Source organism: Shewanella sp. 0m-6 (genome assembly GCF_052977325.1).
The window spans coordinates 1-26,312 of the sequence record NZ_JBRIMD010000027.1; the positions used below are offsets into that span (position 1 = coordinate 1).

A 26,312-nucleotide genomic window follows, 5' to 3' on the forward strand; every position below is an offset into this window, starting at 1 on the left:
TTAAAAACACTCGGATTTTGCCATCTTATAAAGATCGGTCAACCGATCAATAAACTGCTAAATGATCGGCATTACTCCTAGATAGGAGCCTTTTTTGTTATTTTTAAAGCAATACTCATTAGTCTTATACAAATCAGTCTTATACAGATTGGGCTTGTACAAATTGGTATTGCACTGATTAGCATAAGACTACAATAGCCACCATATTATTTGGCGACAGCAGTAAATTTACAGCTCTACCGTGGCATTTACTTTTACAGCCTGGCGAGTGATGTTGTATGCCGTGGCAAAAAATTGATAGTCGTCTACACCGACCAATAACTCAGCAGGAACCCTAGTGCCATTGGCAGTATTTTTCATGGTGACTTGACTCATCTGTCCGTGAGTATTGACTACAAACGATACCTCATAAACTGCTTTATGTTTGCCAGTGTTGATATGAGTGTCTGTTGGGAGTAGTTGCTGCCAATCAATAAGCTTGTCTCTTGTTACCCAGTAGCGGGCCATATCACTACCACTGAGCTCAATAATTTGTTGGCGACTTTGATCTACGCCTTGAGTGGCGCAGGCGGTATTTACCAAAACGGATAAGAAAATGAACAACACACTGGCTAAATGATTCTTGTGATACATTTGGTTTCTCTTGTTGCATCAATGTTTAAAGTCGAGGTTAACTTATCCAGTTATTGGCTATAAATCCAGTCAATAATTTGACCGTGACTATTTTTCATTAGGGCTTTATAGGGCAATATTGTTAATTGGTTTGAATAGGAAGGGAGTATATCTATCTGGGTAGAGGAACATACTATTTTTACGCTCAATTATAGCGATATCGTTTTTATTGGTTTATGAGTATATTGCATTGGTATTATTGACGTTTTTGTGACTTGCAATTGATTTCAAAATAAAGAAAAGGCCGCATTTAAAATGCGGCCTGATTATTGATGGGCAGAAAATGATAGTTATTGTTTAGGCTTAACAACAATATGTTCGCTAGAGCTATTATGCTTAAGCATCAATTGGTGGATCTCTTCATCTTTCCTTTCCCAAAGTTCATTGAGCCAGCGTTGAAAGTCGACGCGGTAAGAAGCTTCAGAAAAATAACGCTTATTATCCACTTCAGGCACAGGTAGTACTTTTACGCGCACGACAATTTTCTTCATGCGGCCATGCATTACTTCATATAAGGCATCTTTTTTAAATACTTCGGGGTAAAGAACCGTCACGTCGAGGACATTGGTGAACTGCTCGCCCATTGCCGAAAGGGCAAAAGCAATCCCGCCTGCTTTGGGGCGTAATAGATAGCGGTAAGGCGAATCTTGGCGTGTATGCTTCTCTTCTGTAAAACGGCTGCCTTCAACATAGTTGATGATAGACGTGGGCATGGTTTTAAACTTTTCACAGGCTTTGCGAGTAGAGGCTAAATCCTTACCCTTGAGCTTAGGATTTTTCTTTAACTTAGCCGGGCTAGTACGGCTCATAAAGGGCATATCCAGTGCCCAGCAACCCAAGCCTAAGCACGGCACATACATAAGCTCTTTTTTAAGGAAAAACTTGAGCATGGGAATATGGTTACGTAACACATAAGTTTGCGCAGCAATATCAAAACCACTGAGGTGGTTACTGATCAGCAGATACCAACTCTTTTTGTCGAGATTCTCTAGCCCTTCTACATCCCATTCAATGTCGGCGAGTAGATATAAAATCCCTCCATTACAGGTAGCCCAGGCCCACATGAAGCGATTCATGATATGGGTTAAACCGTTACGAGCAGCGGTAAAAGGCAGTAGCAGCTTAATGATGCCACCTATGCTGATAAGTGATGCCCAAAAAGCTGTATTAATGATCAATAACAGGGTACTTATAAAATATAAGATGGGTGCAGGTAAAAAGTTTAACATCTTGCTCTTATGCCTCTTCTCGGGTGTTTTCTGCTTGTGCTAATTGGGCTAGAACCTGATCTTTCTGCTGCCAGATAAGGTTTAACTCTTGCTGGAATTGAATTTTAAATTGACGGTCCTTGATATAATCACCGCGCAGTTCATCGCTAATATTATTAACCGTGATATGAACTCTAACTTCTTTGACTTGGCCACTAATGTACTCCCAGTAGGTTGGCACCTTGCCGGGGTAATAGATAGAAACGTCGACTAATTTATCAATATGCTCGCCCATTGCTGAAAGGGCAAAAGCCATTCCGCCAGCTTTAGGCTTAAGCAGGTGAGCAAAAGGTGAGTTCTGTTTGTTGTGCTTACTAGGATGGAAACGGGTACCCTCAACAAAGTTCATTACGCTGACAGGTTTGCTTTTGAACTTGGCGCAGGCCTTACGCGTGATCTCGATATCTTTGCCACGTAATTTAGGGTTTTTCTTTAATTGTGCGTTGCTATAACGACGCATAAATGGAAAGTCCAGCGCCCACCAGGCGAGCCCCAGTACAGGTACAAAGATCAATTCTTGTTTTAAGAAAAACTTCAAAAAGGGGATTTTACGGTTAAAAATTCGCTGCAAGATGAGGATATCTACCCAAGACTGGTGGTTAGCGATAACCATATACCACTCTTTGGTAGACAGCTCGCTATCACCTTCAATCGTGAGTTTGATCGGATGCAGTCGGTTTTCGATAAAGCCATTGACGCTGATCCAGGCGCTGGCACAAAAATCGAGGAAATAGGTGCAGCCCTTGCGAGTCACATTTAAAGGAATGAGCTTAAAAATGCTCATAATAAAAATTGGGGTAACCCAAAATAACGTGTTAATAAAATAACACAAGAAGGCAAAGCTTCCTCTAATGCGTGACACTATCGCGCCCATTAACAACCTCAAGAAAAAAATTGGAGACTTATAGTACTCGTTGTCAGGTTTGGTCTCAATCTAGATGTTAAATTTCGACGATTAACGGTGCAGTCTATTAGTATTTAGGGGACGTTTGTGATTAATTGTCAGCATGAGTGATGCTTGTTTATGAAAAGTCGTCACCAGTAAAGGTTAAGCCCCGGCAATGCCAGGGCTTAGATTTTTATATTAATGATTGAGAAGGTAAGATCTGAGTTCCGTTGCAGGTAAGGCTTTTGAGTAGAGCCAGCCTTGATGCAAATGAATCCCGAGCTTCTTAAGTTGCTCGGCTTGATCCTGGGTTTCAACTCCTTCAGCGATAAGAGCAATATTCATCTCTTTGGCGATGGCGACATAGGAGCGGATCAAAAACGGTTGATTATTTTCACTCGAGAGTATCTTGGTGAAGGCCTTATTAATCTTTAGGCAATCGAACTCCAATTGTTGAAGAAGTATACCGCCGCCGTAGCCTATGCCCACGTCATCTAACTTAATCCGACAGCCTAACTGTTTGCAGCCAGCGATAAATTCACGCATCGCCTGCCAGGATTCGATAGGCTGACGCTCTGTTAACTCAAAGCATAACTGATCAACCGGGTAACCATTATTGGCTAACTGTTGCAGGTAAGAGAGTACCCGGCCTTGCTCTATTTGCTTGGCGCTAATATTGATACTGCATCTAGCGATCTGATTACTTTTCAGTAACGATTTTAATTCACTGAGAGCCGTTTTTATCATCCATTGCGTCAGTTTTGGCATTATCGAGTCTTGCTCTAACATAGATATATAACTGCTGGTCTCTCGATGTTTAGTGCCTTTTGTGCGCCACCTTAATAGGGTTTCCACACCAAAAACACGTCCATTGTTAGTATCAATAATCGGCTGATAGGCAAGGTAAAAATCGCCTTGATTCGACGCAGACACAAAGCGACGGTGCCAATATAATTTAAATATGCGTTCGCGAAAGAGGTAGAGGATCCCCGCTAACAGCGAGGTTGGAATGAGTAATAACAGGAATATGATCAACCATAAGTGATTTCTAGCGGTTTCATTGGCGATTAAGGTGTACTTAAACTCAGAGTCTTTGGCTTGATATTCGATACTGGCAAACGGGTTGCAATCGGTATTACGGCTTACCCAATCATGGCCATTAACCTTGATATCGATGCCACCGCATATCTTGCAGTTAGTTAAAATAGTATTGATAGCATCAGCCGATTGTACTGGCACAAATATATGAGCAGTGCTGCTTGCCGCGCTGGCATAAATGGTTTTTTGTCTGTTAAAGGTACGGTTGTCCTCGCCATCAAACAGGGCGTGGCCGTCTATATCGCGGCTTAATAACCGACTTCCTTTAGGAACTGGCCAGCGGCCAATCGCCGAGCAAATAAGTGTTTCATCGTTAAACTTAACCCAGGGAACAGGTTGATCACTTTGTTCGAACAGCTTCTGTTTCAGCGAATTTATGGTTGCTTCAGAGCAGTGTGTTTCTTGCTCTTTATTGAGCATCGCTTGCACTTCTTTCATCTGCGTTTTTGCAGCGAGCAAGCGTGTTTGATACTCATTATCCAGTTGTACGGCCACTGCGGTAAGCTGGCGAGTGAGTTGGTAATGGCTTAAACCAAGAGACGTTGCCAGCAATGCGATCAAAATGAGCCCCGCAGCAAGGGATTTAACGGCATATTGACTGTTATATTTGAATTTACTTGGCATGTTATGGGTCATTAATATCTTAAAAATGATGGTAATAGTGAGTTTACCGGGGTGGCAGATAAACTTATCTCTACCTCATTCGGTTCTGAACGTTACTCTTGTTGGCGTGAATGCTATAAAAAAGCTGTTAGATATGATCTAAGTAGGCAAATGTTTGCGACTTCAATATCATCGCGTTAACGAAGCTGGCGGAATTTACTGGAATCTGGGGTTTGATACAACTGATTTGTGCAAATAATAACAGATTTTTATGTAACCCTAACTTAAGTGCTTGTTAGTTAACTTTCGTATTTCAAAAGCACAGCTTAAATGTATGTGGCGACTTATTCATAGCAGCACTGCAACAAATTGCAGTAAAAGGTTAAGGGGCGGATTTCAACCTATTAAACCGACAAAGTTTACAGCAACTAATATTTAGTGGTTATTGCCTCGATAATGAGGCCAGTAACCTATCCATGGCGCGATACCCTAAGGCTTGCGCTATGTGAGAGCGGCTTACGTTAACTTCCTGCTGTAAATCGGCAATAGTACGGGCAACACGTTGTAAACGATGGTAGCTACGTACCGATAAGCCGAGCTGATTGACGCTTTGCTCCAAAAAAATCAGGTCTTTATCATCAAAGTTAGCATCTTGTTTTAGCTGTTTACCCGACAGCTCACTGTTAAGTACCCCCGAGCGAGCGAGTTGCGTCTCGCGGGCTTGTTGTACGCGTTTAGCTATCGTGGCACTGGTTTCTGCCTGGCTGTTTTGGCTATTGAGTGCACCTAAGGGCAGCTTAGGCACGTCTATGGTTAAGTCGAAGCGGTCGATAAATGGGCCAGATAACTTAGAAAGGTAACGCAGGATCTGTTCATTACTGGATCTGCCATTGTCGCTATCACCGCAAGGGCTAGGGTTCATCGCGGCAATTAACTGAAATCGACTGGCAAAGGTCAATTTTGCCGCAGCTCTCGAAATACTCACCTCACCTGTCTCCATTGGTTCACGCAAACAATCGAGCACTTTTCTTGGAAACTCCGCCACCTCATCAAGAAAGAGCACGCCTCGATGAGCTAACGAAATCTCACCGGGTTTGGGCTGAGCACCACCGCCGACCAAAGAGATAGCTGAGCAGGTGTGGTGTGGGCTTCTAAAGGGACGTTGATAAAAGCTATCAGGCTTAATATTATGCCCTGCAACAGAGTGAATCGCAGCGACCTCTAAGGCCTCGTTATACGCTAAGTGCGGCAGCAGCTGCATCATGCGACTGGCAAGCATGGTTTTACCTGTGCCAGGTGGCCCCAGCATCAATAAGTTATGATTGCCCGCCGCTGCGATTTCAAGCGCTTGCTTTGCTTGATGTTGACCAACAACTTCACTCATACAAGATAGCGGTTCAGTTTTATCTTGTGTCAGCCATTCAAGGTTAAGGTCGATACTGGGCAGTTGTGATTGGCCGTGCAGGTAGGCGACGAGTGACTGCAAATGTGTAGCAAATAGCACCTTTTCAAAGCCGACAAGTTCGGCATCCTCACGGTTATCAACGGGAAGAACTAAGGTGGTGTTTTGTTTGCTGGCATCGACGATGACAGGCAGCAAGCCTTGGCAATAGCGAACATGGCCAGAGAGCGCCAGTTCACCGACAAACTCATGTTGCTCGATAGATTTGAGTGGAATTTGTTTTGAGGCGGCGAGTATGCCGATAGCGATAGGCAGATCGTAGCGGCCGCCATGTTTGGGTAGATCCGCAGGGGCTAAGTTAACGGTGATGCGGCGCATGGGGAATTCAAAGCCGGCGTTGATAAGTGCGCTACGCACTCGTTCTTTGGCCTCTTTGACTGAAGCTTCGGGCAGTCCGACGAGGCTAAATGCTGGTAGTCCGTTGCTAAGGTGGACTTCGACTTGTACTGCAGGGGCTTGGACACCGAGGCTAGCGCGGGTGGCAACACAGGCGATGGGCATAAACAAATCCTTTTGTTTTATGGATTGTTTTAGTTTAGCTAAAGTTTTGGGGTTTGCTTAACGTAGCAAACGGTGACTTGTTGTTAGCAATCAAACTTCGTTTGATAAAGGGTCGTGGTGCTTCGCTCCACATTGGTAATGCATCAGGCTGCGCCTGACCTCTAAGTTAGACTTCGTCTAACAACTAAAGTCGTGGGATTCCATCCCACAATAAGAGTACCAAGCTGCGCTTGAGCTTACGTTAGACTGCGTCTAACAATTAACGTCGTGGCGCTTCGCCCACACCCGAGCCAAGGGGGAAAGCGCTTGTCCCCCTTAACAAACCCCCAGCGCCCCGACGAAGTTGTTGAACCTCATGCTTATGGATAAATTGCTAACGCTTCCGATGGGGCATCCTGCCCCGCGAAAGCTACGCCGACATCCCTGTCGGCATCACGCAATTTATTCCAACGCACTTCGGCAACTTCGATGGGGAACCGGTGTTTCCTGTAGGGAGAGGCGCAACTGATAACGGCGGGAGAATGATTAGCTTTGCTGGTATTTATCGTAGAGCACATTGCTTTAGCTAGGTTTTTTTAGTGAGATAATTAAATGATTTTTAATTATAAATATGTGATTATATGAAGATTATTGGATTGTATGAGCATTATGAAAAGTAATTATGATTATTGAGCATTTGCATGTTAGAAAATTTAGAGCTTTTGACAATGTAGAGTTTCCGTTAGGGAAGCTGTTAACTTTAATTGCTGGACAAAATGGTACTCAAAAAACTACGGTCTTAGGAATATTAACTCAAGCATTTACAATTGGTAAGGATTCTCCTCTTAAAGGTGAAAAGCCTTTATGTGGTGGGACTTATCGTTCAATGTTTGCAGATAAATTTAAACTCTCCGATAAATTTGATAAAGCTAAAGAACATGAATGGACGTTGAAGTTATCACTACAAGAAGAACCTTTTGTTATGGAAAGCATGACAAGGGATCGCACTAGTGGAGCAATTCGCTTTTGGCAAAAAGGAAAACGCGGAAAAGGAGATGGTTATTTTCAGTTACCAGTCATATATCTAAGTTTAAAAAGACTGATTCCTATTGGTGAGGATAAAAGTCTTTCACAAGACTCTAAAATTACATTAGATGTTAAAGAAAGAGAGCTCTTTGAAAAAGCATATCGAGATATACTCATTAGCACCGACAATATTAAGTCGATCGATGCTCTAGCTAGTTCGCACAAGAATACAGCTGGAGTCTCTTGTGAAAGTTATGACTGGAAAACTAACTCAGCAGGTCAAGATAATATAGGTAAAATACTTCTTGCTATACTGTCTTTTAGGCGTTTAAAAAATAATTACCCTAATGATTATCAAGGAGGAATCATAGCAATTGATGAAATTGATTCCACACTTTATCCTGGTTCTCAGATTAAATTGATGCAAAATTTATTCAAGTTTGCTGCAAACTTTGATATTCAATTTATTGCAACAACTCACTCTTTAACAATGATAAAAGAGGTGGATAAGTTAGTTAATGACCCAAAGCGTAAAAATCAAGCAACTAATATCTTCCTTCGTAGGGTGAATTCAAACATCGTAGCTGATATTAATCTTCCTTATGCGGCAATGAAAAATAACCTAAACGTTTCTTTAGGTTCTAAGCAAATACCTAAAATTCCAATTTATACTGAAGATCCTGAGGCCATTGACTTCGCAAAGGCAGCATTAGGAAATAAGTTTCAGCATATTGAGTTTAAGGATTGTAAAATTGGGTGTAGTCAATTTTTAGACTTGATCGAGCGTAAAGTTGATTCATTTTTATTTCCGTCTTCAATCATAATTTTGGACGGTGATGTTATTGAGACAAAAGCCTATAAACGGTATCTTAACAAAAAACTAACTAAAAATATTGTGTTACTTCCTGGAACCGTTAATCCTGAAACCGTACTTGCGGAATACCTGAGTGAATTAGACGATACAGATAGTTTTTGGACCCCTACTAGTTCTGTTATGACTTATACAAAACAGCTTTGCTTTTTAAACTATCCATTAGATGTGATTAAGTCTGATAGAGTAAAGGCTAAAGAATGGTATAACGAACAAAAAAATACAGGTGCTTGGGGATCAAGAAATGCTAGTAAGGTGTTTAAAAAGTGGTTTGCTGACAACCCTGAAGCAAAACAAGACTTCTTAAACTCTTTTGAAAAGTTATACAAATTGGTAGCAAAAGAATACGGGATTCAAGCATAGAGTGGCCATAAAAAATTTCAATAGGTATAATGCATGCTGACTTTAAATATTTTGCGGTAAAAAATGCCTTCAACTCCTTCTCCTTTAAGATATCCGGGTGGTAAATCTTCAGTGCTAAAGATGGTCTCTGAAATTATTCACACCAATAATTTATCTGGTTGCTCATATGCAGAGCCTTATGCTGGAGGGTGCGGACTTGCACTAAATTTACTTCTAAAAGGCCATGTAGATAAGATTTATCTTAATGATTACGATTCTTCAATCTGGAGTTTTTGGCATTCAGTTTTAGAGGCGCCTGATAAGCTGATAAAAAAAATCTTAGACACGCCTGTTACTGTAGACGAGTGGAAAAAACAGCGGTGTATTTATAGTACACCAGATGAATATAGCACATTGGATCGCGGGTTTTCTACGCTATTTCTTAACCGTACAAATCGTTCTGGAATAATAAAAGCTGGCTTTATTGGTGGTGCTGCGCAAGATGGAAAGTATAAAATAGATTGTCGGTTTGGGAAAAAGGGATTAGTTGAAAGAATCGAGAGAATTCAAGATTTTAAGGATAGGATTTTCCTTTATAACTTGGATGCTTTAGATTTTTTTGAGGCAACGGATGGCTTGCTAGCTAAAGACGGATTCTACTGTATTGATCCACCTTACTATAAGAAAGGTCATACTTTGTATGCAAACTTCTATAAACATGGCGATCATGTGGAACTTGCAAGTAAAATATCAAAGTTAGAAACAAAGTGGATACTTACATACGATAATGCATCTGAAATAAAATCACTTTATCCAACTAAAAATCAATATCTATTTAATCTTAACTATAGTGCTGGTTCTAAGCGAAAAGGCACTGAATTGCTTGTTGTTAGTGATGAGATAACCATTGGTTCAGAAGTTAATATTTCGAAATTAGCAATTTAGATGTAAGTAATTTGGGTAGAGTATAATTTATAATCCTTAGCTCTTTAGGCGTGACTCTTGAACCAAACGACTCCGCTTTTCTAACTTGGTGTAGATATGTCTGAGGCCTTTGATGGCATGGATGCCATCGTAGAGCTCACACGGATGTGCTTGCAGCGTGTCTCAGTCATATCTGCACATGCGCTGGCCGCAGGCCATTGGAACCACTTATGCGGGAAGTTGTTACATAGCGTCAAATGGCGATGAAGCCAAAGGTTCGCATGCTTTAGCTTGAAAGCCTGCGTTAGTTTCACGCAAATGGAACCCTTAACCTCTGCACATACGCTGGCCGCAGGCCATTGGAACCACCAATGTGGGAAGATTACTTTGATGTGTCAGCTAGCTACTGAGCTAACAGGTTCTAAACCTGAACAGTTAACCCCATAGCCAAACCAACCACCAAAAAGGGAATTGCTAAAGGGCATCCCCTTTGGCAGAAAACACCAACGTTGTGCAAAACTCAACCCCATTATCTTGAGGCTGATAATCCCACCCCATGCGTTCACAGATGCGCTCGACAATAACCAATCCAACACCGTAGCCGGCATTGTAAGTTTCATTACCTTCATGGCGATTGGTAATCGTTAACGTATGTCCTGTGAGCACTATCTCGATATCGCCAACGCTGTAACTAAAAGCATTCTTAATGACATTGTTAAGCACGATGGCAATAAAGCTCTGTGGTGCATGGATGAGTTCGGCGTCGTTTACACTTAAGTCGTAACAAGTATCTTGTCTGGCAAATAACTCTTTCATCTCGAGCAGCTGTTTACGTAGCGCGTCCTCTAGGCTGACATCGGCATAGTAACGTTGGCTAATCGACTCTTTACCCAAAAGTAGAAAGGTGTCGGTGAGTACCTGCATCTCGTCACTGGCTCGCTGTAGACGCTTTACCGCATTGACGGCCAGTGGGTGCTGGTCGGGGATTTTTGCCAAGAGTTCGGCTGAACCTTTTATCACAGTGATAGGGGTTCTTAGCTCGTGGGAGGCAAAGTGACTGAACTCCTTTTCACGTTGAAAGAAGCCATTGATATCGTTGCGGCTATCTAGCAGTGTTTGCTCGATATTGCGGGTTTCGACAAAACGGGTATCAACGCTAAAGTCGGGGTCATCTGGCGCCATTTGGGTGATTTTGTGTTCAATTATCGTCAGCGGCTTGGATAGGGTACGGATAAAGTACAAACTATATATCGTCATTAATAGACCGATAAGTAGCCCTAGAATGAGAATGTAATCGTGTAAGTGCTCCTCGTACTCATCAAGATAGTCATCGGCATCATCTTGAAACACAACATACATTAACCCTCTATTCGACGGGTGCAGGGTCACAATAAAGTGCTTGTCTTCTTCGCCGATTAACTTTTCATATAGACCTGGAGAAGTATAAGCTTTGAGCCATTCAGGAATGTTTTGCTCACTCCAATAGGTGGTGAATTCATTGGTATTGGGCAGGACGGTTTTATCACCATAAAGCTTGTAGTCCTGCTTATAGCGATATACTTCTGTGTCTAACCAGTGATTCAGGCTGATCTTTTCAATTTGGTTTTCAGCAATATAAATAAGCGACCAAAATAAGCTGAACATGGCAAAAGTCATCAAGCCGAAACTCCAACGGATCTTTCGGTAGATGCTAGGGAACTGCTTATGCTTTAAGGCGGTAACCTTGTCCATGTATTGTCTCTAATCGTGAGTGTTCGAAGCCTTTATTAAGGGCTGTTCTTAGACCGTATATGTGGCTACGCAGTGCATCACTTGGAGGGGATTCATCGCCCCAAACCGCATCGCTCACATCTTGCCGGCTAACAATACTCGGTGCCCGCTTAATCAGCACTTTTAATATCTTCAGCTGAATACGGCTGAGCTTAATGGGTAACTCTGAGCGAGTCACAATATCTGTTTGCGTATTAATCTTGATGTCGGCAAACATCAGTGTGCCTATATCTTGGCGTGGACCGCGATTACTAAGCGCGTGTAATCGTAGGCTGAGCTCTTCCATGGCAAAGGGCTTGAGTAAGTAGTCATCACCTCCCGCTTTAAAGGCGGCGACTTTATCCTCGAGACTGTCTTTGGCTGTTAAGAACAAAATGGGTGTGTTGCAGTATAGGTCTTCGCGTAATTTACGCACTGCGCTGATGCCATCAAGTTTTGGCATCATGATATCCATAATAATCACATCGTAACTATTTTCAGATAGTAAATTGATTGCCGCTTCACCGTGATAGGCACAGTCAATCACCATGCCCTCTAGTTCCAAGTAGTCGGCGATTGTTTCACTTAGGTTATGGCTGTCATCAACAATTAGCACTTTCATAAATTATTTTATCTTTCTTCACGATCGCTTCACGGTTCAAGTTTTAACATACAGCCATATTTGATAATCATCTTACAAAATAAGGGTATTTAGATGAAAAAAATAGCTTTAGTTTCAACAATTGCTCTGATTTTAACTGCTTGTGGCGGTGGAAGCGATAGCTCTTCTGACAATGGTAACACTGGTGGCGATAATAATAACGGCGGCGGTGTAGTTACGGCTCCTGCAGCGGTTAAAGGCACGATTGATAAAGTCGATGCTGCGCAAAATAAAGTTGTTGTAAACGGTTATAGCTATGATGTTGCTGGCGTATCTTACGGTGACGTTAAACTAAATATTAACGATTTGCAGCCTAATATGATGGTGCAAGTTGGTGCTGCGCAAAAAGCGGCAGCTGTTCAAGTAAGTCTTGAGCCAACCATTACCGGTAAAGTGACAGCAATCGACCCTGCTGCCGGTACATTTGATGTTAACGGTATGACGTTAACCTACAAGTTACCTAACGAAATTGAGTTAGGTGATTGGGTGATGGTGTCTTCATTACCAACCGCTGATGCTGGTTATAAAGTGTTATCTGTCGTTAAGTTTGAAAATGAAGACCTAGTTGGCCACTATGAAGTGGAAGGTCTGTTATCGGGTTTAGATGATAGCGCTAAAAGCTTCAAGCTTGGTGCAGCACTAACAGTTGATTACTCTGGCACTGCAGCTCACAACATTGAAGGCGTGCTTGCTAATGGCCAGTGGGTTGAAGTAGAAGGCACAATGAACCTTAATACACTTGAAGCAACAAGTGTTGAAGTTGAAAACTATAGCGATCTCGCTAACGACACCGAAGTTGAAGGTATTGTGACTTGGGTTGACGCACAACAAACTGCGTTTGAACTTAACTACCAAGGCCGTTTTGTTGTTAACAACCAGACTAAGTTTGAAGATGGCTTGAAGGCTGATCTTAAACAAGGTGCCTTAGTTGAAGTGACTTCAGTTAAGCAAGGTACGCAGCAAGTGGCGACCGAAGTTGAGTTCGATGATGACAGCTCAACGGGTAACGACAACACGGGTAACTGGAAAGAGTTTGAGCAAGAAGGTTTTGCTACAACTACTGATTCTGTGGCCCAAAGCTTTGTTATCAATGGCGTTACCGTTTTCGTAGATGCAAGTACGCAATATGAAGACAGAATTACGTTTGATACGATTACCCAGCAACGCATCGAAGTTGAAGGTGTGGTGATGAACGGCAAAAACATTGCTCGCGAAATCGAAGCTGATAACGATAACGACTAAGCGTTTTGTTGCCTCGGCTTTTGTTTGAAAGCTACTGTTGAAAAGAGTCCTGTAGGCTAGTGTAGAGTTGATACTAGATTAGCCGATGAAAATGCCTTCCTAATTGGAAGGCATTTTTGTATCTGCTATTTATGCCAACGTTTTATCAAAGCCGATTGGATAGTGAATCACCTGTTTTTAAATTGCCATTTTTTTAATTGCCTGTATTTGCAGAGATGGCACGTAAAATGTTACTGGGCTGAATATCCATAGCGTTAGTTTGTAAACTCTTTATTATAGCCAGATATATCTTAGGCTATCCCTAGAAGGTTGATTGTGAAACAGCTGGATTTCAATTTACTCCGAGTATTAGAAGTGCTGCTTGAAGAGCAGAGTGTTACTGCGGCGGCATCGAGACTGCATTTGAGTCAGTCTGCGGTGAGTAAGCAGTTGAGTAAACTGAGAGAAACCTTCGACGATCAACTATTTGAACGCACAGCTTATGGCTTAAAGGCCACGCCTCGTGCGCTGCAATTAGCCCCTGAGCTGCGGGATGTGCTGCAAAAACTGGATCAATTTACTCGTCCTAGCACCTTCGAGCCCGCTGAGAGTCAACGTCGATTTCGAATGCATATTGTTGAAACGGCTTACTCACTGACTTACCCCTATTTTATGCCAAAGCTGCTAAAACAAGCGCCGCAGGTGAGCATTAATGGCCATACTTGGTCGCATTCTAGTATGGAACAGTTATTACGCTGTGAAATTGATATGGGCATTATCTGCCGTGAGTGGGATAAACGTTCTTTGCTGCATATGAATAACTTGCCGGAGGAGTTAGGCGCGGCAGAGCTTATTCGTGACTACCCAGTGTGTTTGTTAAGACGCGATCACCCTGCGCTAAAAGAGCCATGGAACTTAGAGACTTTTCTCAAATACCGTCACCTGCAGGTGGCCTTTGGTGGTTTGGAGCAGTGGTTGCTTGATGATGTACTGCGTTTAGAGCATCTGCAGCGTGATATCGCGGTTAACATGACCGACTTTAATTGCGCAATGGATCTATGTGAGCACAGCGATCTGATCTTGTGCGCGCCACGAAAGTATATCCAGCAGATGATGGTTAACTATGATCTGGTGTGCCTCGATGTGCCAGTGCATGTTGAGCCCGGTGCCTATGTGTTAGTTTGGCATAAACACTTTAATCTGGATCCAAGCCATCGCTGGCTGCGTAACCTGATTATTGATGGCGTTCGTGACAATCGAAAAGACTAGCCGCAGCAGACTTCGAAAGACAAGAATGAACCACGGAGAACACGAAGAGCACGGAGAAGAGCAATGCCGAGCTTTTGCTTTTCTTCGAGTCCTCTGTGTAGCAAACGAAGTGAGCGCTTCGTGGTGTATGGCTGTTAACGCAAAGAACCCCGTTTGTGCTGGAGCCTTAGTTTTTTGTTTTGAATCAGGTTTGGGCTTAACTTGCCTACATGACTTAATCAGTTGCTGTTGTAAGCGTTTACTCTTACAACAGCAACCTAATTCAATATGAGCAGATATTGATGGCGTATGACTCTAATATCAATGGTGTACTCGGTTATATCGCTTGCAGAAAGGCTGCTATTACCGGTTCATCGAGCCGTTTACTCTTACAGCAGCAGCCTAGTTCAAAGGGTGGGATGTCTATGGGTGATGTTAGCAGCTGAATACGGTCGCGTACTGGACTGTTATTGATCACCACCTCTGGCGTAATGCTGACTCCACAACCGAGCGCCACCATAGAAGCGATCGCTTCTTGTCCTGATACCTGAGCATAGATATTGGGGATTAAGCCTAATGACTTAAACCAGTTATCGATACGCTTTCGCCCAGGTCCATGCTCCGGCACGATAAAGGGCAGCCTGTCCCAAGGGATATATGATTCAGTTAATAACTTTTGCACTTGGCATCTAAAGGTGGGGGCGATAATAGACAAAGGCACATCATCAATCTTGGCAAAGTGCAGATTATCGGGAAACGGATCGGGCAGCGCGGCGATGGCGATATCGGCGCGGTTGTTGCGCACTTCATTAACCGCATTCGCGGCATCACCAGTGGTGAGGGCTATCTCAACTTGCGGGTGCTCACGTCTAAAGCGATCCAGTAATCCGGGGAGATGACTATAGGCGGCTGTTACTGAGCAGTACAGATTGAGCTTACCTCTGAGTATGTCCTGCTTAGGATCGATCTTAGTTTTAAGCTTTGCCCACTGATCTAAGGTTAACTCGGCAAAGTGTCGATACTCTATGCCTGCACTGGTTAACGTCACACTGCGATTATCACGTTGAAACAGCTGCGCCCCCACTTCCTCTTCTAGCCTTTGCATGGCACGGCTTAAGGTCGATGGGCTCACATGCATGGCCTGGGCTGTTCTAGCAAAGTGCAAACTATCGGCAAGATGCAGGTATAGCTTGATGGTTCGAATATCCAAAGTGATCTCTCCGTTAGTAGTGCCGACAAGCTTTATGTTGCAAAAAATGCAACGTGATGTTTCGAATATATCATTTTAAGCAATGAAATGCTTGCGCTATAGTGAGTTCAATCACAGCGTGACTCGCTATCGAGTCGGCCCGTTTAACTGTCCAGAATCAAGGTGGTATATCAGATGGCTAACTATTTTAACTCTCTGAATTTGCGTCAACAATTACAGCAGCTGGCTCAATGCCGCTTTATGGATCGCAGTGAATTTAGCGAAGGCTGCAACTTTATCAAGGGTTGGAACATCGTTATTCTTGGTTGTGGCGCTCAAGGCCTTAATCAGGGCTTGAATATGCGTGACTCAGGTCTAAATATCTCTTTTGCATTGCGTGAGCAAGCCATTAGCGAAAAACGTGATTCTTACCAGAAAGCGACGGGTAATGGTTTCCGTGTTGGCACTATCGAAGAGCTAATCCCAGAGGCGGACTTGGTGTTAAATCTGACGCCAGACAAGCAACACACTAACGCTGTTAACACTGTGATGCCATTGATGAAGCAAGGTGCAACCCTGTCTTATTCTCACGGTTTCAACATCGTTGAAGAAGGCATGCAGGTTCGCCCAGATATCACCGTTATCATGGTTGCTCCTAAGTGCCCTGGTACTGAGGTGCGCGAAGAGTATAAGCGCGGCTTTGGTGTACCAACACTGATTGCCGTTCACCCAGAGAATGACCCTAAGGGTGAAGGTTTTGATATCGCGAAAGCTTATGCCAGTGCAACTGGTGGCGATCGCGCTGGTGTACTGCATTCTTCTTTCATCGCTGAAGTGAAATCAGATCTGATGGGTGAGCAAACTATCCTGTGCGGCATGCTGCAAACGGGCGCAATCTTAGGTTACGAGAAGATGGTTGCCGACGGTATCGAACCTGGTTACGCGGCCAAGCTTATTCAGCAAGGTTGGGAAACCACCACTGAAGCACTGAAGCATGGCGGCATCACTCATATGATGGACCGACTATCAAACCCTGCAAAAATCAAAGCGTTTGATATGGCTGAAGAGTTGAAGGTTATTCTTAAGCCATTGTTTGAAAAGCATATGGACGACATCATTGGCGGTGAATTTTCTAAGACCATGATGGCTGATTGGGCTAACGACGATGCGAACTTGCTTAAGTGGCGTAGCGAAACCAACGACACAGGTTTTGAAAATGCACCAACATGCGATGAACATATCGATGAGCAAGCGTATTTCGATAAAGGTATTTTCTTAGTTGCGATGATCAAAGCCGGTGTGGAATTGGCGTTCGATACCATGGTTGCAGCGGGCATCATCGAAGAGTCGGCTTACTATGAGTCACTGCACGAAACACCGCTGATTGCTAATACGATTGCACGTAAGCGTTTGTATGAGATGAACGTGGTGATTTCAGACACCGCTGAATACGGCTGTTACCTATTCAACCATGCGGCATTACCATTGCTAAAAGACTACGTTGCTAATATGTCTGCCGAGTACCTAGGTGGTGGTTTGCAAGACACCAGCAATGGCGTCGATAACGTACGTTTAATTGAAGTCAACGCGGCAATTCGCTACACAGCAGTTGAAGAAGTGGGTGCAGAGCTTCGCGGTTACATGACTGAAATGAAGCGTATCGTAGAAGAAAGCTAATGACTTTTTACTAAGAGTCTACACATAGGTTTGTGCAGACTCTTGGTGTCTTAAATCGGCATTAGAGGCAAAAATTTTTTCTATAAATCATTAACGATTAATACCTTAATGACATTAATTACGTCAGGCAGAACATCATTTATTTCGATGCAGTTGGCGGCCTAAACCGCTTATACAAGATGATAATTTTTGATGATAAAAGTTTTTTATTGTGTTTTTTATAGGCTTTGTGTTATTCCTTAATGTACTGAATTTAAGCAAAGACCCTGATTAGGAAGCCAGTCGAATATGTTTAACCAAGCTGCCCAGCTCATTATTGTGATTATTACCGTGGTGATTATTAAATCACAGTGGGGGCCGCGCATATGGAATCGACACACCTAAACTAGGTTTAAGATTGCAAAAACCCCCGCTCCGAAAGGAACGGGGGTTTTTTCGTTTAAGGGCTTAGGAAAAGCAAAGCTTCTATCTAATCCCTTAAGAAATAAGTTAATTGTAATGGAGCGCTGATAGATGGAACAGAGGCAGATGGAGCAAGGGCAGATGATACGAGGCGCAGATGCAGTCATAAAGGCGATTGCCGCACACGGCGTGACCACTGTGTTTGGTTACCCTGGTGGCGCGATTATGCCGATTTATGATGCCCTCTACGGCAGCCCAGTAGAGCACCTTCTAAGCCGACACGAGCAAGGCGCGGCGTTTGCTGCCGTGGGATACGCTAGAGCGAGTGGCAAAACCGGTGTGTGCTTTGCCACTTCAGGCCCAGGTGCGACTAACCTGGTGACCTCATTGGCTGATGCTCTGTTAGATTCTGTGCCAGTGGTTGCCATTACGGGGCAAGTTTCTACTGCGGTTATCGGCACCGATGCCTTTCAAGAGATCGATGTTTTAGGTCTGTCACTTTCGTGTACTAAGCACAGCTTTATGGTGACCCATGTCGATGAGTTAGTTCCTACACTCTATAAAGCTTTCGAGATAGCCGCATCGGGTCGCCCAGGCCCTGTTTTAGTTGATATTCCTAAAGATGTGCAAATCGCCATGCTTGAATACAAGACGCCATTGCAAGCGGTTAGCGTGGAGCCAGAGCACACTGCAGAACAGATTAAGCAAGCGCGCCAACTTATCGAACAAGCAAAGCAGCCCATGCTATATGTGGGTGGTGGTGTCGGCATGGCGAGCGCGGTTGAGCCACTTCGTGAGTTTATCAAGGTCACCGGGATCCCATCGGTAGCCACCCTAAAAGGGTTAGGCTCAATCACGTTAGAGACTCCGGGTTATTTGGGGATGCTGGGCATGCATGGCTCAAAGGCAGCTAACCTTGCGGTACAAGAGTGCGATCTGCTGATAGTGGTGGGGGCACGTTTTGACGATAGAGTGACAGGGCGTTTAGCCAGCTTTGCTGCAAACGCGAAGGTGATCCATCTTGATATCGATGCTGCGGAGCTAGGCAAGTTACGTCTACCAGAAGTGGCAATTGCGGGTGACCTACGCCAGATCTTACCGCTGTTAACTCAACATTTAGGCGAGCAGTTTGCACCGTGGCAAGCCAAGATTGAGCAGATGAAGCATGAGCATCAATGGCGTTATGACCGTCCGGGCGAGCTTATTTACGCCCCTGCTATGCTTAATCGTCTTGCGCATAAGTTGCCCCAAGATAGTGTAGTGGCCTGTGATGTCGGCCAGCATCAGATGTGGGTAGCGCAGCACATGTTTTTCAATCGCCCAGAAGATCACCTATCCAGTGCGGGTCTAGGCACTATGGGGTTTGGCTTGCCAGCTGCCATAGGCGCTAAAGTGGCGCGCCCAGATGCGACTGTTGTTGTGGTCTCGGGGGACGGCTCATTTATGATGAATGTGCAAGAGCTCACCACCATCAAGCGTAAGCGCTTACCGGTCAAAATCTTACTGGTTGATAACCAAAAACTAGGCATGGTGAAGCAGTGGCAGCAGCTGTTTTTTGAAGAGCGTTACAGTGAAACGGATCTGTCTGACAACCCTGATTTCGTCAAGATGGCATCGGCATTTGATATCCCGGGTCGTAATATTACTCAAGCGTGTGAGGTCGAAGCAGGGCTGGATCAACTGCTCAATAGCCAAGGGCCTTTTTTACTGCATGTATCGATTGATGATGCCCATAACGTTTGGCCATTAGTGCCACCAGGGGCGTCAAACCAGGACATGATGGAAGAGATGGATAAGCAAACTTAACGGCAAAAAGCGGTGAGTTTGAAACAAAGCACTAAAGCACTTAAGCATTTAGCATAAGCATAAGAGCATGAGCATAAGAGCATGAGCGATAAAGCAAGATGGAGAGCCTGAATATGAACAACTACTCATTAGCGTTAAACGTGCAGCAACAACCTGAAGTGTTAGAGCGCGTGCTACGCGTAGCTCGCCATCGTGGCTTTAAGGTCGCTAACTTGAGCATGCAGCTCAATAGTAATAACAGTACCAGCATCGATATGCTGGTGGAAAGTGAGCGTGAAATCGGCTTACTAACTAATCAAATAAATAAGCTTATTGATGTGATTGATTGCCAAGTATTGGTAAGCAATACCACAGCAGCATTAGAACAACATAAAGGGTGAGAATATGGCCGCTAAAACAGCAGAGTTAATTTGGTTCAATGGTGAAATGATGCCTTGGGGTGATGCTAAGGTTCATGTTATGTCTCACGCGCTGCACTACGGCACGTCAGTTTTTGAAGGCATTCGAGTTTATGATACTCACCGTGGCCCTGCAGGGTTTCGTTTAACAGAGCATGTTCAGCGCCTGTTTGATTCAGCAAAAATTTACCGTATGCCAATATCTTACAGCTTCGAGGATGTCATGCAGGCATGTAGCGACGCAGTATTAGATAATGGCTTAAAGAGTGCCTACATTCGTCCTTTAGCTTTTTATGGCGATGTGGGCATGGGGATCACTCCACCGAAAGATGCTCAGTGCGATTTATTAGTGGCCGCTTTTCCGTGGGGAGCCTACCTAGGTGAAGACAGCATGGATGCCGGGGTGGATGTGGCGGTAACCTCTTGGAATCGTCTCGCGCCCAATACCATTCCAACCGGTGCCAAAGCTGGTGGTAACTATTTATCGTCTTTGCAGATCTCTACTGAAGCTAAGCGTAATGGTTTCGATGAGGGTATTGCACTTGATACCAATGGATTAGTGAGCGAAGCTGCTGGTGCCAATATTTTTGTGGTAAAAAAGAACAAGATCTACACCCCGCCAGCAACAGCCGCTATTCTGATGGGGCTGACTCGAGACACTATTATGACCCTTGCCAGAGATAAAGGTTATCAAGTGGTGGAGGAGCAGATGTCACGCGAGTTTTTGTATCTTGCTGATGAGATCTTTATGACAGGTACTGCAGCTGAAATTGTACCGGTGCGCAGTGTTGATCGCATCGAAGTGGGCAGTGGTAAACGCGGCGAGATCACCAAAGAGATCCAGCAGAGTTTCTTCGGCCTGTTTAGCGGTGAAACCGAAGATAAATGGGGTTGGTTGGAGGCTTTAGAAGGTTAAAGGCAGGCCCTAGGTGCTAGGAAATGCTAAGAAAGGTCCTAGGAAAGCACAGGCTAAGACGAACGCTTCGCTAACGGATAACGGAACGTTCGCTTGCTCACTGACGGAAAGGCCGGGAAAGCAGGACCTAGGTGCTAGGAAAAGCCAAGAAAGGTCCTAGGAAAGCAGAGGCTAAGACGAACGCTTCGCTAACGGATAGCGGAACGTTCGCTTGCTCACTGACGGAAAATGGAAAAGCAGAACCTAGCACCTAGCACCTAGAACCTAGGTGCTAGGAAAAGCTAAGAAAGGTCCTAGGAAAGCATAAGCTAAGATGAACCGCGTTCGGAAAGGCCGGACGAACCAAGACGGTAAAGAGCCGGAAAGCTTAGACGAAACATAAAAGCTGAGAACGATATCTCAGGTTAACGAATTAGAAAATAGAAGGTGTGACAGATTTTTTAGGACCTAGGACCTAGGACCTAGGACCTCAACCCTTCTTTAAAACAAGGATAAAGCAATGCCAAAACTACGCTCAGCAACCAGTACCGAAGGCCGTAATATGGCAGGCGCTCGTGCATTATGGCGCGCGACGGGTGTTAAAGATAACGACTTTGGTAAGCCGATTATCGCTATCTCTAACTCCTTTACTCAGTTTGTACCAGGCCATGTGCATTTAAAAGATATGGGCTCCTTGGTTGCAGGCGCAATTGAAGAAGCGGGTGGTATTGCAAAAGAGTTTAATACCATCGCAGTCGATGACGGTATTGCCATGGGTCATGGCGGTATGCTGTACAGCTTGCCATCACGTGAACTCATTGCCGATAGTGTGGAATACATGGTTAATGCACACTGCGCCGACGCATTAGTGTGTATCTCAAACTGCGATAAGATCACCCCTGGCATGTTGATGGCATCACTCAGACTGAATATCCCAGTGATATTTGTCTCTGGTGGACCAATGGAAGCGGGTAAAACTAAGCTTTCAGGCAACATCATTAAACTCGATTTGGTCGATGCCATGGTGGCTGGGGCAGATGATCGCGTCTCCGACGAAGATAGTGAACAGATTGAGCGCAGCGCGTGCCCAACATGTGGCTCATGCTCTGGCATGTTTACCGCCAACTCGATGAACTGTTTAACCGAAGCGCTTGGTTTATCTTTGCCGGGTAACGGCTCAATGCTTGCAACTCATGCTGATCGCCGTGAGTTATTCCTTGAGGCGGGTCGCCGTATTATGGATTTAGCGACTCGTTATTATAAGCATGATGATGAATCGGCATTGCCACGCAATATCGCCAACTTTAACGCGTTTGAGAATGCGATGACGCTGGATATCGCCATGGGCGGATCAAGTAATACCGTATTACACCTGTTAGCAGCTGCGCATGAAGCGGAAGTTGATTTCACTATGGCAGATATCGATCGTCTGTCTCGCCTTGTCCCCCACCTTTGTAAAGTGGCGCCGTCTACGCCTAAATATCACATGGAAGATGTACACCGCGCGGGTGGTGTTATGGGGATTTTAGGCGAACTTGATCGTGCGGGCTTATTGCATAATGACGCCTACCACGTTGCAGGCGAAAACCTTGCCGCGGTATTAGCTAAATATGACATTGCCCAAAGCGATGATGCCGCGGTGCGTAAGTTCTTCTCAGCAGGGCCTGCAGGTATCCCAACCACTAAAGCCTTTAGCCAGGATTGCCGCTGGGACAGTGTTGATGATGACCGTAAAGAAGGTTGTATTCGTAGCCGTGAGTTTGCCTTTAGCCAAGAAGGTGGTTTGGCTGTGCTATCGGGTAACGTTGCCCTTGATGGCTGTATCGTTAAGACCGCGGGTGTTGAAGTTGAAAACCACACCTTTATCGGTAGTGCTCGGGTTTATGAGAGCCAAGATGACGCCGTTGCTGGGATCTTGGGCGGTGAAGTGGTTGCTGGCGATGTGGTGGTTATTCGTTACGAAGGCCCTAAAGGTGGCCCAGGTATGCAAGAGATGCTGTATCCAACCAGTTACTTAAAATCTCGTGGCCTAGGCACTCAATGTGCGCTGATCACCGACGGCCGTTTCTCGGGTGGCACTTCGGGTTTATCTATCGGCCATGTTTCACCAGAAGCGGCGGCGGGGGGCACTATCGGTTTGGTGCAAACCGGCGATCGCATTGAGATTGATATTCCAGCCCGTTCAATCAAGCTTGCGATAAGCGATGTTGAACTCGCGGCGCGCCGTACGGCGATGGAAGCGCTTGGCAAAGATGCGTGGAAGCCACTTGGTCGTGTAAGACAAGTTTCCTTGGCGCTTAAAGCCTATGCGTTACTTGCAACCAGTGCCGATAAAGGCGCTGTGCGCGATGCCAGCAAATTGGTTTAAGCAATTTTACCGGATAAAAGAGGTAGTTTATGTTGGCTCTAGCATCACAATCGCAACTGGATTTAGCCCATTATTATTTGCAGAAAATTTTACTGTCGTCGGTTTACGACGTGGCTAAAGTCACCCCGCTGTCGAGCCTTAATAAGTTGTCGGCGCGTTTGGGCTGTCAGGTCTTTTTAAAGCGTGAAGATCTGCAACCTGTGCACTCGTTTAAGCTGCGTGGTGCTTACAATAAAATTGCTGAGTTAACTGCCCAGGAGTGTGAGTGCGGCGTGGTTTGCGCCTCTGCCGGTAATCATGCTCAAGGCGTGGCGATGTCGGCGTCGGCGCGTGGTATTAGTGCGGTTATCGTGATGCCTGAAACGACCCCCGATATTAAGGTGGATGCGGTAAGGCGTTTAGGCGGTGAGGTGGTACTTCATGGGCAAGCGTTCGATCAAGCCAACGCTTATGCACAGAGCCTTGCTAAGAATGAAGGCCGAGTGTATGTCGCGCCTTTTGATGATGAAGCTGTGATTGCTGGCCAAGGCACGGTAGCGCAAGAGATGGTGCAACAGCAGCGCGATCTCGAAGTGGTATTTGTGCCAGTTGGTGGCGGTGGCCTGATTGCCGGTGTTGCTGCTTATTACAAAGCGGTGATGCCCCAGGTAAAGATTATTGGTGTTGAACCTGAAGATTCAGCGTGTTTAAAAGCGGCGCTTGAGGCTGATGAGCGGGTGATCTTACCGCAAGTAGGTCTATTTGCAGATGGCGTTGCGGTTAAACAAATCGGCGCTGAGCCCTTTAGGTTAGCCCGTGAGTATGTCGATGATGTGATCACCGTGACCTCTGATGAAATCTGCGCGGCGGTGAAAGATATTTTCGAAGACACCCGTGCGATTGCTGAACCTTCCGGCGCGTTGTCGCTAGCGGGGCTGAAAAAATACATTGGCACTAAGGGTAAAGGCGAGAAAGTGGGCGCTATTTTAAGTGGCGCTAATGTGAATTTTCACAGCTTACGTTATGTGTCAGAGCGCTGTGAATTAGGCGAGCAAAAAGAGGCAATTTTAGCGGTTAAAGTGCCAGAGCGTCCGGGAGTGTTCCTGCGTTTTTGTGAGTTGCTGGATAAGCGCGCCATGACCGAGTTTAACTACCGCTTTAGCAGTCGTGACAAGGCGGTGGTGTTTGCTGGCATTCGGTTGACAGAAGGGCAAGTTGAGCTAGATGAGATTATCGCGAATCTCGAGTCTGAAGGCTTTGAAGTGCAAGACCTGTCGCAAGACGAAACAGCTAAACTGCATGTGCGCTATATGGTCGGTGGGCATCCGCCGGAGCCATTAGAGGAGCGTTTATTTAGTTTTGAATTTCCAGAGCACCCAGGTGCGCTGTTTAAATTTTTAACGACTTTGCAGAGTAAGTGGAATATCAGTTTGTTCCATTATCGTAATCACGGCGCGGCGTACGGTCGAGTCTTAGCGGGTTTTGAAGTGCCACAAAGTGATGCTTTGGCTTTTCAGCAGTTTTTAACTGAGTTAGGTTTCGTCTATCAAGAGGAAACCCATAGCCCAGCCTACCGCTTATTTTTAGATAATCGTAATTAGCGGGTTAGGTAACAAAAAGGCAGCCTCATTGACTATGATGCTGCCTTTTTTATGGGCGGGTATACCTTGGGAAATAGGAAATAATTTTTATCGGTTAGTAAGTTGATAATATTGGAACATATTCTGTAGTATGGTTGCTTAACTCGCTTTTTGTTCGAGTCGTTTTTTACGCTGATTAAGATAGAACAATAATAATATTCCACTAAAGACTGACTAACACCTAGGCTTGGCGATATGTATCGTTATAGCAGCATGGCAGCGGTCACACCTTAACCTTATCAAAACGAGAAGTTTTAGAGGAAATATCATGTTACCCGCACCTTTTATCGAGCCATTTAATCCGCCACGTCGCACTTTGATGGGGCCAGGGCCTTCAGATGTATATCCTGAGGTGCTCGCTGCTCAATCTAAGCCGACCATTGGTCACTTAGACCCGCTATTTGTCGAGATGATGGATGAACTTAAAGCACTTATCCAGTATGCCTTTCAGACTAAAAATGAGATGACGCTTGCTGTCTCTGCGCCTGGTAGTGCCGGTATGGAAACGTGCTTTGTTAATCTGGTTGAGCCCGGTGAAAAAGTAATTGTTTGCCGTAATGGCGTTTTTGGCGAGCGTATGCGTCAGAACGTTGAGCGTGTCGGCGGCGTTGCGGTTGTTGTTGATAATGAGTGGGGTAAGGCGGTAGATACCGACTTAGTTGCCAGTGCATTAGCGGCAAATCCAGATGCAAAATTCTTAGCTTTTGTGCATGCAGAGACCTCAACCGGTGCATTGTCAGATGCTAAAGCCTTATGTGCGCTGGCAAAACAGCATGATTGTCTATCGATAGTCGACGCGGTGACCTCGTTAGGTGGAGTTGAGCTACTTGTAGATGAGTGGGGCATAGATGCTATTTATTCTGGTAGCCAGAAGTGCTTATCTTGTGTGCCGGGCTTGTCGCCAGTGTCGTTTTCGCCTGCAGCTGTTGCCAAGTTAAAGGCACGTAAGACACCAGTACAAAGCTGGTTCTTAGATCAAACCTTAGTGATGGGTTACTGGGATGCATCGAGTGATGGTAAGCGAAGCTACCACCATACAGCGCCAGTGAATGCGCTTTATGCACTACATGAGTCACTACGCTTATTGTCAGTTGAAGGGCTCGAACTTGCTTGGCAGCGTCATGCCGATATGCATCAAGTGCTGCGTCACGGCTTGCAGCGTTTAGGGCTTAAATTTGTGGTGGCAGAAGCTGAGCGCTTACCTCAACTGAATGCTGTTTATATTCCAGATGGCATTGATGACGCTAAGGTTAGAAAGCTGTTATTAGAAAACTACAACCTTGAGATTGGTGCTGGTCTTGGTGCGCTTGCGGGTAAAGCCTGGCGTATCGGCTTGATGGGTTATGGTGCGCGCCGCGAAAACGTCGCTCTTTGCCTTAAAGCATTAGAAGAAGTATTAGCTTAGTTTGTAGACTAACAACAAGCGAACAGAAGGCCGCTCTAATGA

General features: G+C 44.9%; 19 protein-coding genes. 11 read left to right on the top strand and 8 right to left on the bottom strand.

Going from position 1 to position 26,312, the window contains the following annotated elements:
- Positions 1 to 228: 228 nt before the first annotated feature.
- The 5 genes from ACVBJC_RS16865 to ACVBJC_RS16885 all read right to left on the bottom strand — a co-directional run bounded on the left by ACVBJC_RS16865 (position 229) and on the right by ACVBJC_RS16885 (position 6,490).
- Positions 229 to 633, bottom strand: coding sequence for a hypothetical protein (locus ACVBJC_RS16865; RefSeq protein ID WP_447162151.1), 405 nt, complete (start codon positions 631 to 633; stop codon positions 229 to 231).
- 329 nt (positions 634 to 962) lie between these two features.
- The gene (locus ACVBJC_RS16870; protein WP_447162150.1) at positions 963 to 1,901 is read right to left on the bottom strand and encodes an acyltransferase; all 939 of its coding nucleotides are present in this window, start codon (positions 1,899 to 1,901) and stop codon (positions 963 to 965) included.
- A 7-nt stretch (positions 1,902 to 1,908) separates the two neighbouring features.
- On the bottom strand, positions 1,909 to 2,814 hold the full coding sequence (locus tag ACVBJC_RS16875) for an acyltransferase (protein ID WP_447162149.1): 906 nt from the start codon (positions 2,812 to 2,814) through the stop codon (positions 1,909 to 1,911).
- Between the two features lie 210 nt (positions 2,815 to 3,024).
- Positions 3,025 to 4,548, bottom strand: a complete 1,524-nt coding sequence (locus tag ACVBJC_RS16880) for an EAL domain-containing protein (protein ID WP_447162148.1) — start codon at positions 4,546 to 4,548, stop codon at positions 3,025 to 3,027.
- A gap of 421 nt (positions 4,549 to 4,969) precedes the next feature.
- Positions 4,970 to 6,490, bottom strand: coding sequence for a YifB family Mg chelatase-like AAA ATPase (locus tag ACVBJC_RS16885; RefSeq protein ID WP_447162147.1), 1,521 nt, complete (start codon positions 6,488 to 6,490; stop codon positions 4,970 to 4,972).
- 661 nt (positions 6,491 to 7,151) lie between these two features.
- Between ACVBJC_RS16885 and ACVBJC_RS16890 the strand changes: the two genes are divergently transcribed.
- Positions 7,152 to 8,729 carry an AAA family ATPase gene (locus ACVBJC_RS16890; RefSeq protein ID WP_447162146.1) on the top strand — a complete coding sequence of 526 codons (1,578 nt, stop codon included), beginning with the start codon at positions 7,152 to 7,154 and terminating at the stop codon, positions 8,727 to 8,729.
- A 63-nt stretch (positions 8,730 to 8,792) separates the two neighbouring features.
- A complete protein-coding gene (locus ACVBJC_RS16895; RefSeq protein WP_447162145.1) occupies positions 8,793 to 9,653 on the top strand; it encodes a DNA adenine methylase in 861 nt (286 codons plus the stop codon).
- A 453-nt stretch (positions 9,654 to 10,106) separates the two neighbouring features.
- On the opposite strand, the gene ACVBJC_RS16900 is transcribed toward ACVBJC_RS16895, so the two are convergent.
- Positions 10,107 to 11,363: a sensor histidine kinase gene (locus ACVBJC_RS16900; RefSeq protein ID WP_447162144.1), complete on the bottom strand. Its 1,257-nt coding sequence runs from the start codon at positions 11,361 to 11,363 to the stop codon at positions 10,107 to 10,109.
- Complete coding sequence (locus tag ACVBJC_RS16905) at positions 11,335 to 12,003, bottom strand: response regulator transcription factor (RefSeq protein WP_447162143.1); 669 nt, start codon at positions 12,001 to 12,003, stop codon at positions 11,335 to 11,337. Before ACVBJC_RS16905 ends, ACVBJC_RS16900 begins: the two co-directional genes overlap by 29 nt.
- 93 nt (positions 12,004 to 12,096) lie before the next feature.
- Between ACVBJC_RS16905 and ACVBJC_RS16910 the strand changes: the two genes are divergently transcribed.
- A complete protein-coding gene (locus tag ACVBJC_RS16910) occupies positions 12,097 to 13,284 on the top strand; it encodes a DUF5666 domain-containing protein (protein ID WP_447162142.1) in 1,188 nt (395 codons plus the stop codon).
- A gap of 312 nt (positions 13,285 to 13,596) precedes the next feature.
- Positions 13,597 to 14,532: a LysR family transcriptional regulator gene (locus tag ACVBJC_RS16915; RefSeq protein WP_447162155.1), complete on the top strand. Its 936-nt coding sequence runs from the start codon at positions 13,597 to 13,599 to the stop codon at positions 14,530 to 14,532.
- A gap of 316 nt (positions 14,533 to 14,848) precedes the next feature.
- Here the strand turns inward: ACVBJC_RS16915 and ilvY are convergent, their stop codons facing one another.
- On the bottom strand, positions 14,849 to 15,721 hold the full coding sequence (gene ilvY / locus ACVBJC_RS16920; RefSeq protein WP_447162141.1) for an HTH-type transcriptional activator IlvY: 873 nt from the start codon (positions 15,719 to 15,721) through the stop codon (positions 14,849 to 14,851).
- 174 nt (positions 15,722 to 15,895) lie between these two features.
- On the opposite strand from ilvY, the gene ilvC reads away from it, so the two are divergent.
- The 7 genes from ilvC to ACVBJC_RS16955 all read left to right on the top strand — a co-directional run bounded on the left by ilvC (position 15,896) and on the right by ACVBJC_RS16955 (position 26,270).
- Entirely contained in the window at positions 15,896 to 17,377 is a 1,482-nt protein-coding gene (ilvC, locus tag ACVBJC_RS16925; protein WP_447162140.1) for a ketol-acid reductoisomerase, read from the top strand.
- A 528-nt stretch (positions 17,378 to 17,905) separates the two neighbouring features.
- A complete protein-coding gene (ilvG, locus tag ACVBJC_RS16930) occupies positions 17,906 to 19,585 on the top strand; it encodes an acetolactate synthase 2 catalytic subunit (protein ID WP_447162154.1) in 1,680 nt (559 codons plus the stop codon).
- Positions 19,586 to 19,698: 113 nt separating this feature from the next.
- Positions 19,699 to 19,965, top strand: coding sequence for an acetolactate synthase 2 small subunit (ilvM, locus tag ACVBJC_RS16935; RefSeq protein WP_447162139.1), 267 nt, complete (start codon positions 19,699 to 19,701; stop codon positions 19,963 to 19,965).
- Positions 19,966 to 19,969: 4 nt separating this feature from the next.
- Positions 19,970 to 20,899, top strand: coding sequence for a branched-chain amino acid transaminase (locus tag ACVBJC_RS16940; RefSeq protein WP_447162138.1), 930 nt, complete (start codon positions 19,970 to 19,972; stop codon positions 20,897 to 20,899).
- Between the two features lie 499 nt (positions 20,900 to 21,398).
- Positions 21,399 to 23,246 carry a dihydroxy-acid dehydratase gene (ilvD, locus tag ACVBJC_RS16945; RefSeq protein WP_447162137.1) on the top strand — a complete coding sequence of 616 codons (1,848 nt, stop codon included), beginning with the start codon at positions 21,399 to 21,401 and terminating at the stop codon, positions 23,244 to 23,246.
- Between the two features lie 29 nt (positions 23,247 to 23,275).
- Entirely contained in the window at positions 23,276 to 24,826 is a 1,551-nt protein-coding gene (gene ilvA / locus ACVBJC_RS16950) for a threonine ammonia-lyase, biosynthetic (RefSeq protein WP_447162136.1), read from the top strand.
- A gap of 307 nt (positions 24,827 to 25,133) precedes the next feature.
- Complete coding sequence (locus tag ACVBJC_RS16955) at positions 25,134 to 26,270, top strand: pyridoxal-phosphate-dependent aminotransferase family protein (protein WP_447162135.1); 1,137 nt, start codon at positions 25,134 to 25,136, stop codon at positions 26,268 to 26,270.
- Positions 26,271 to 26,312: the final 42 nt, after the last annotated feature.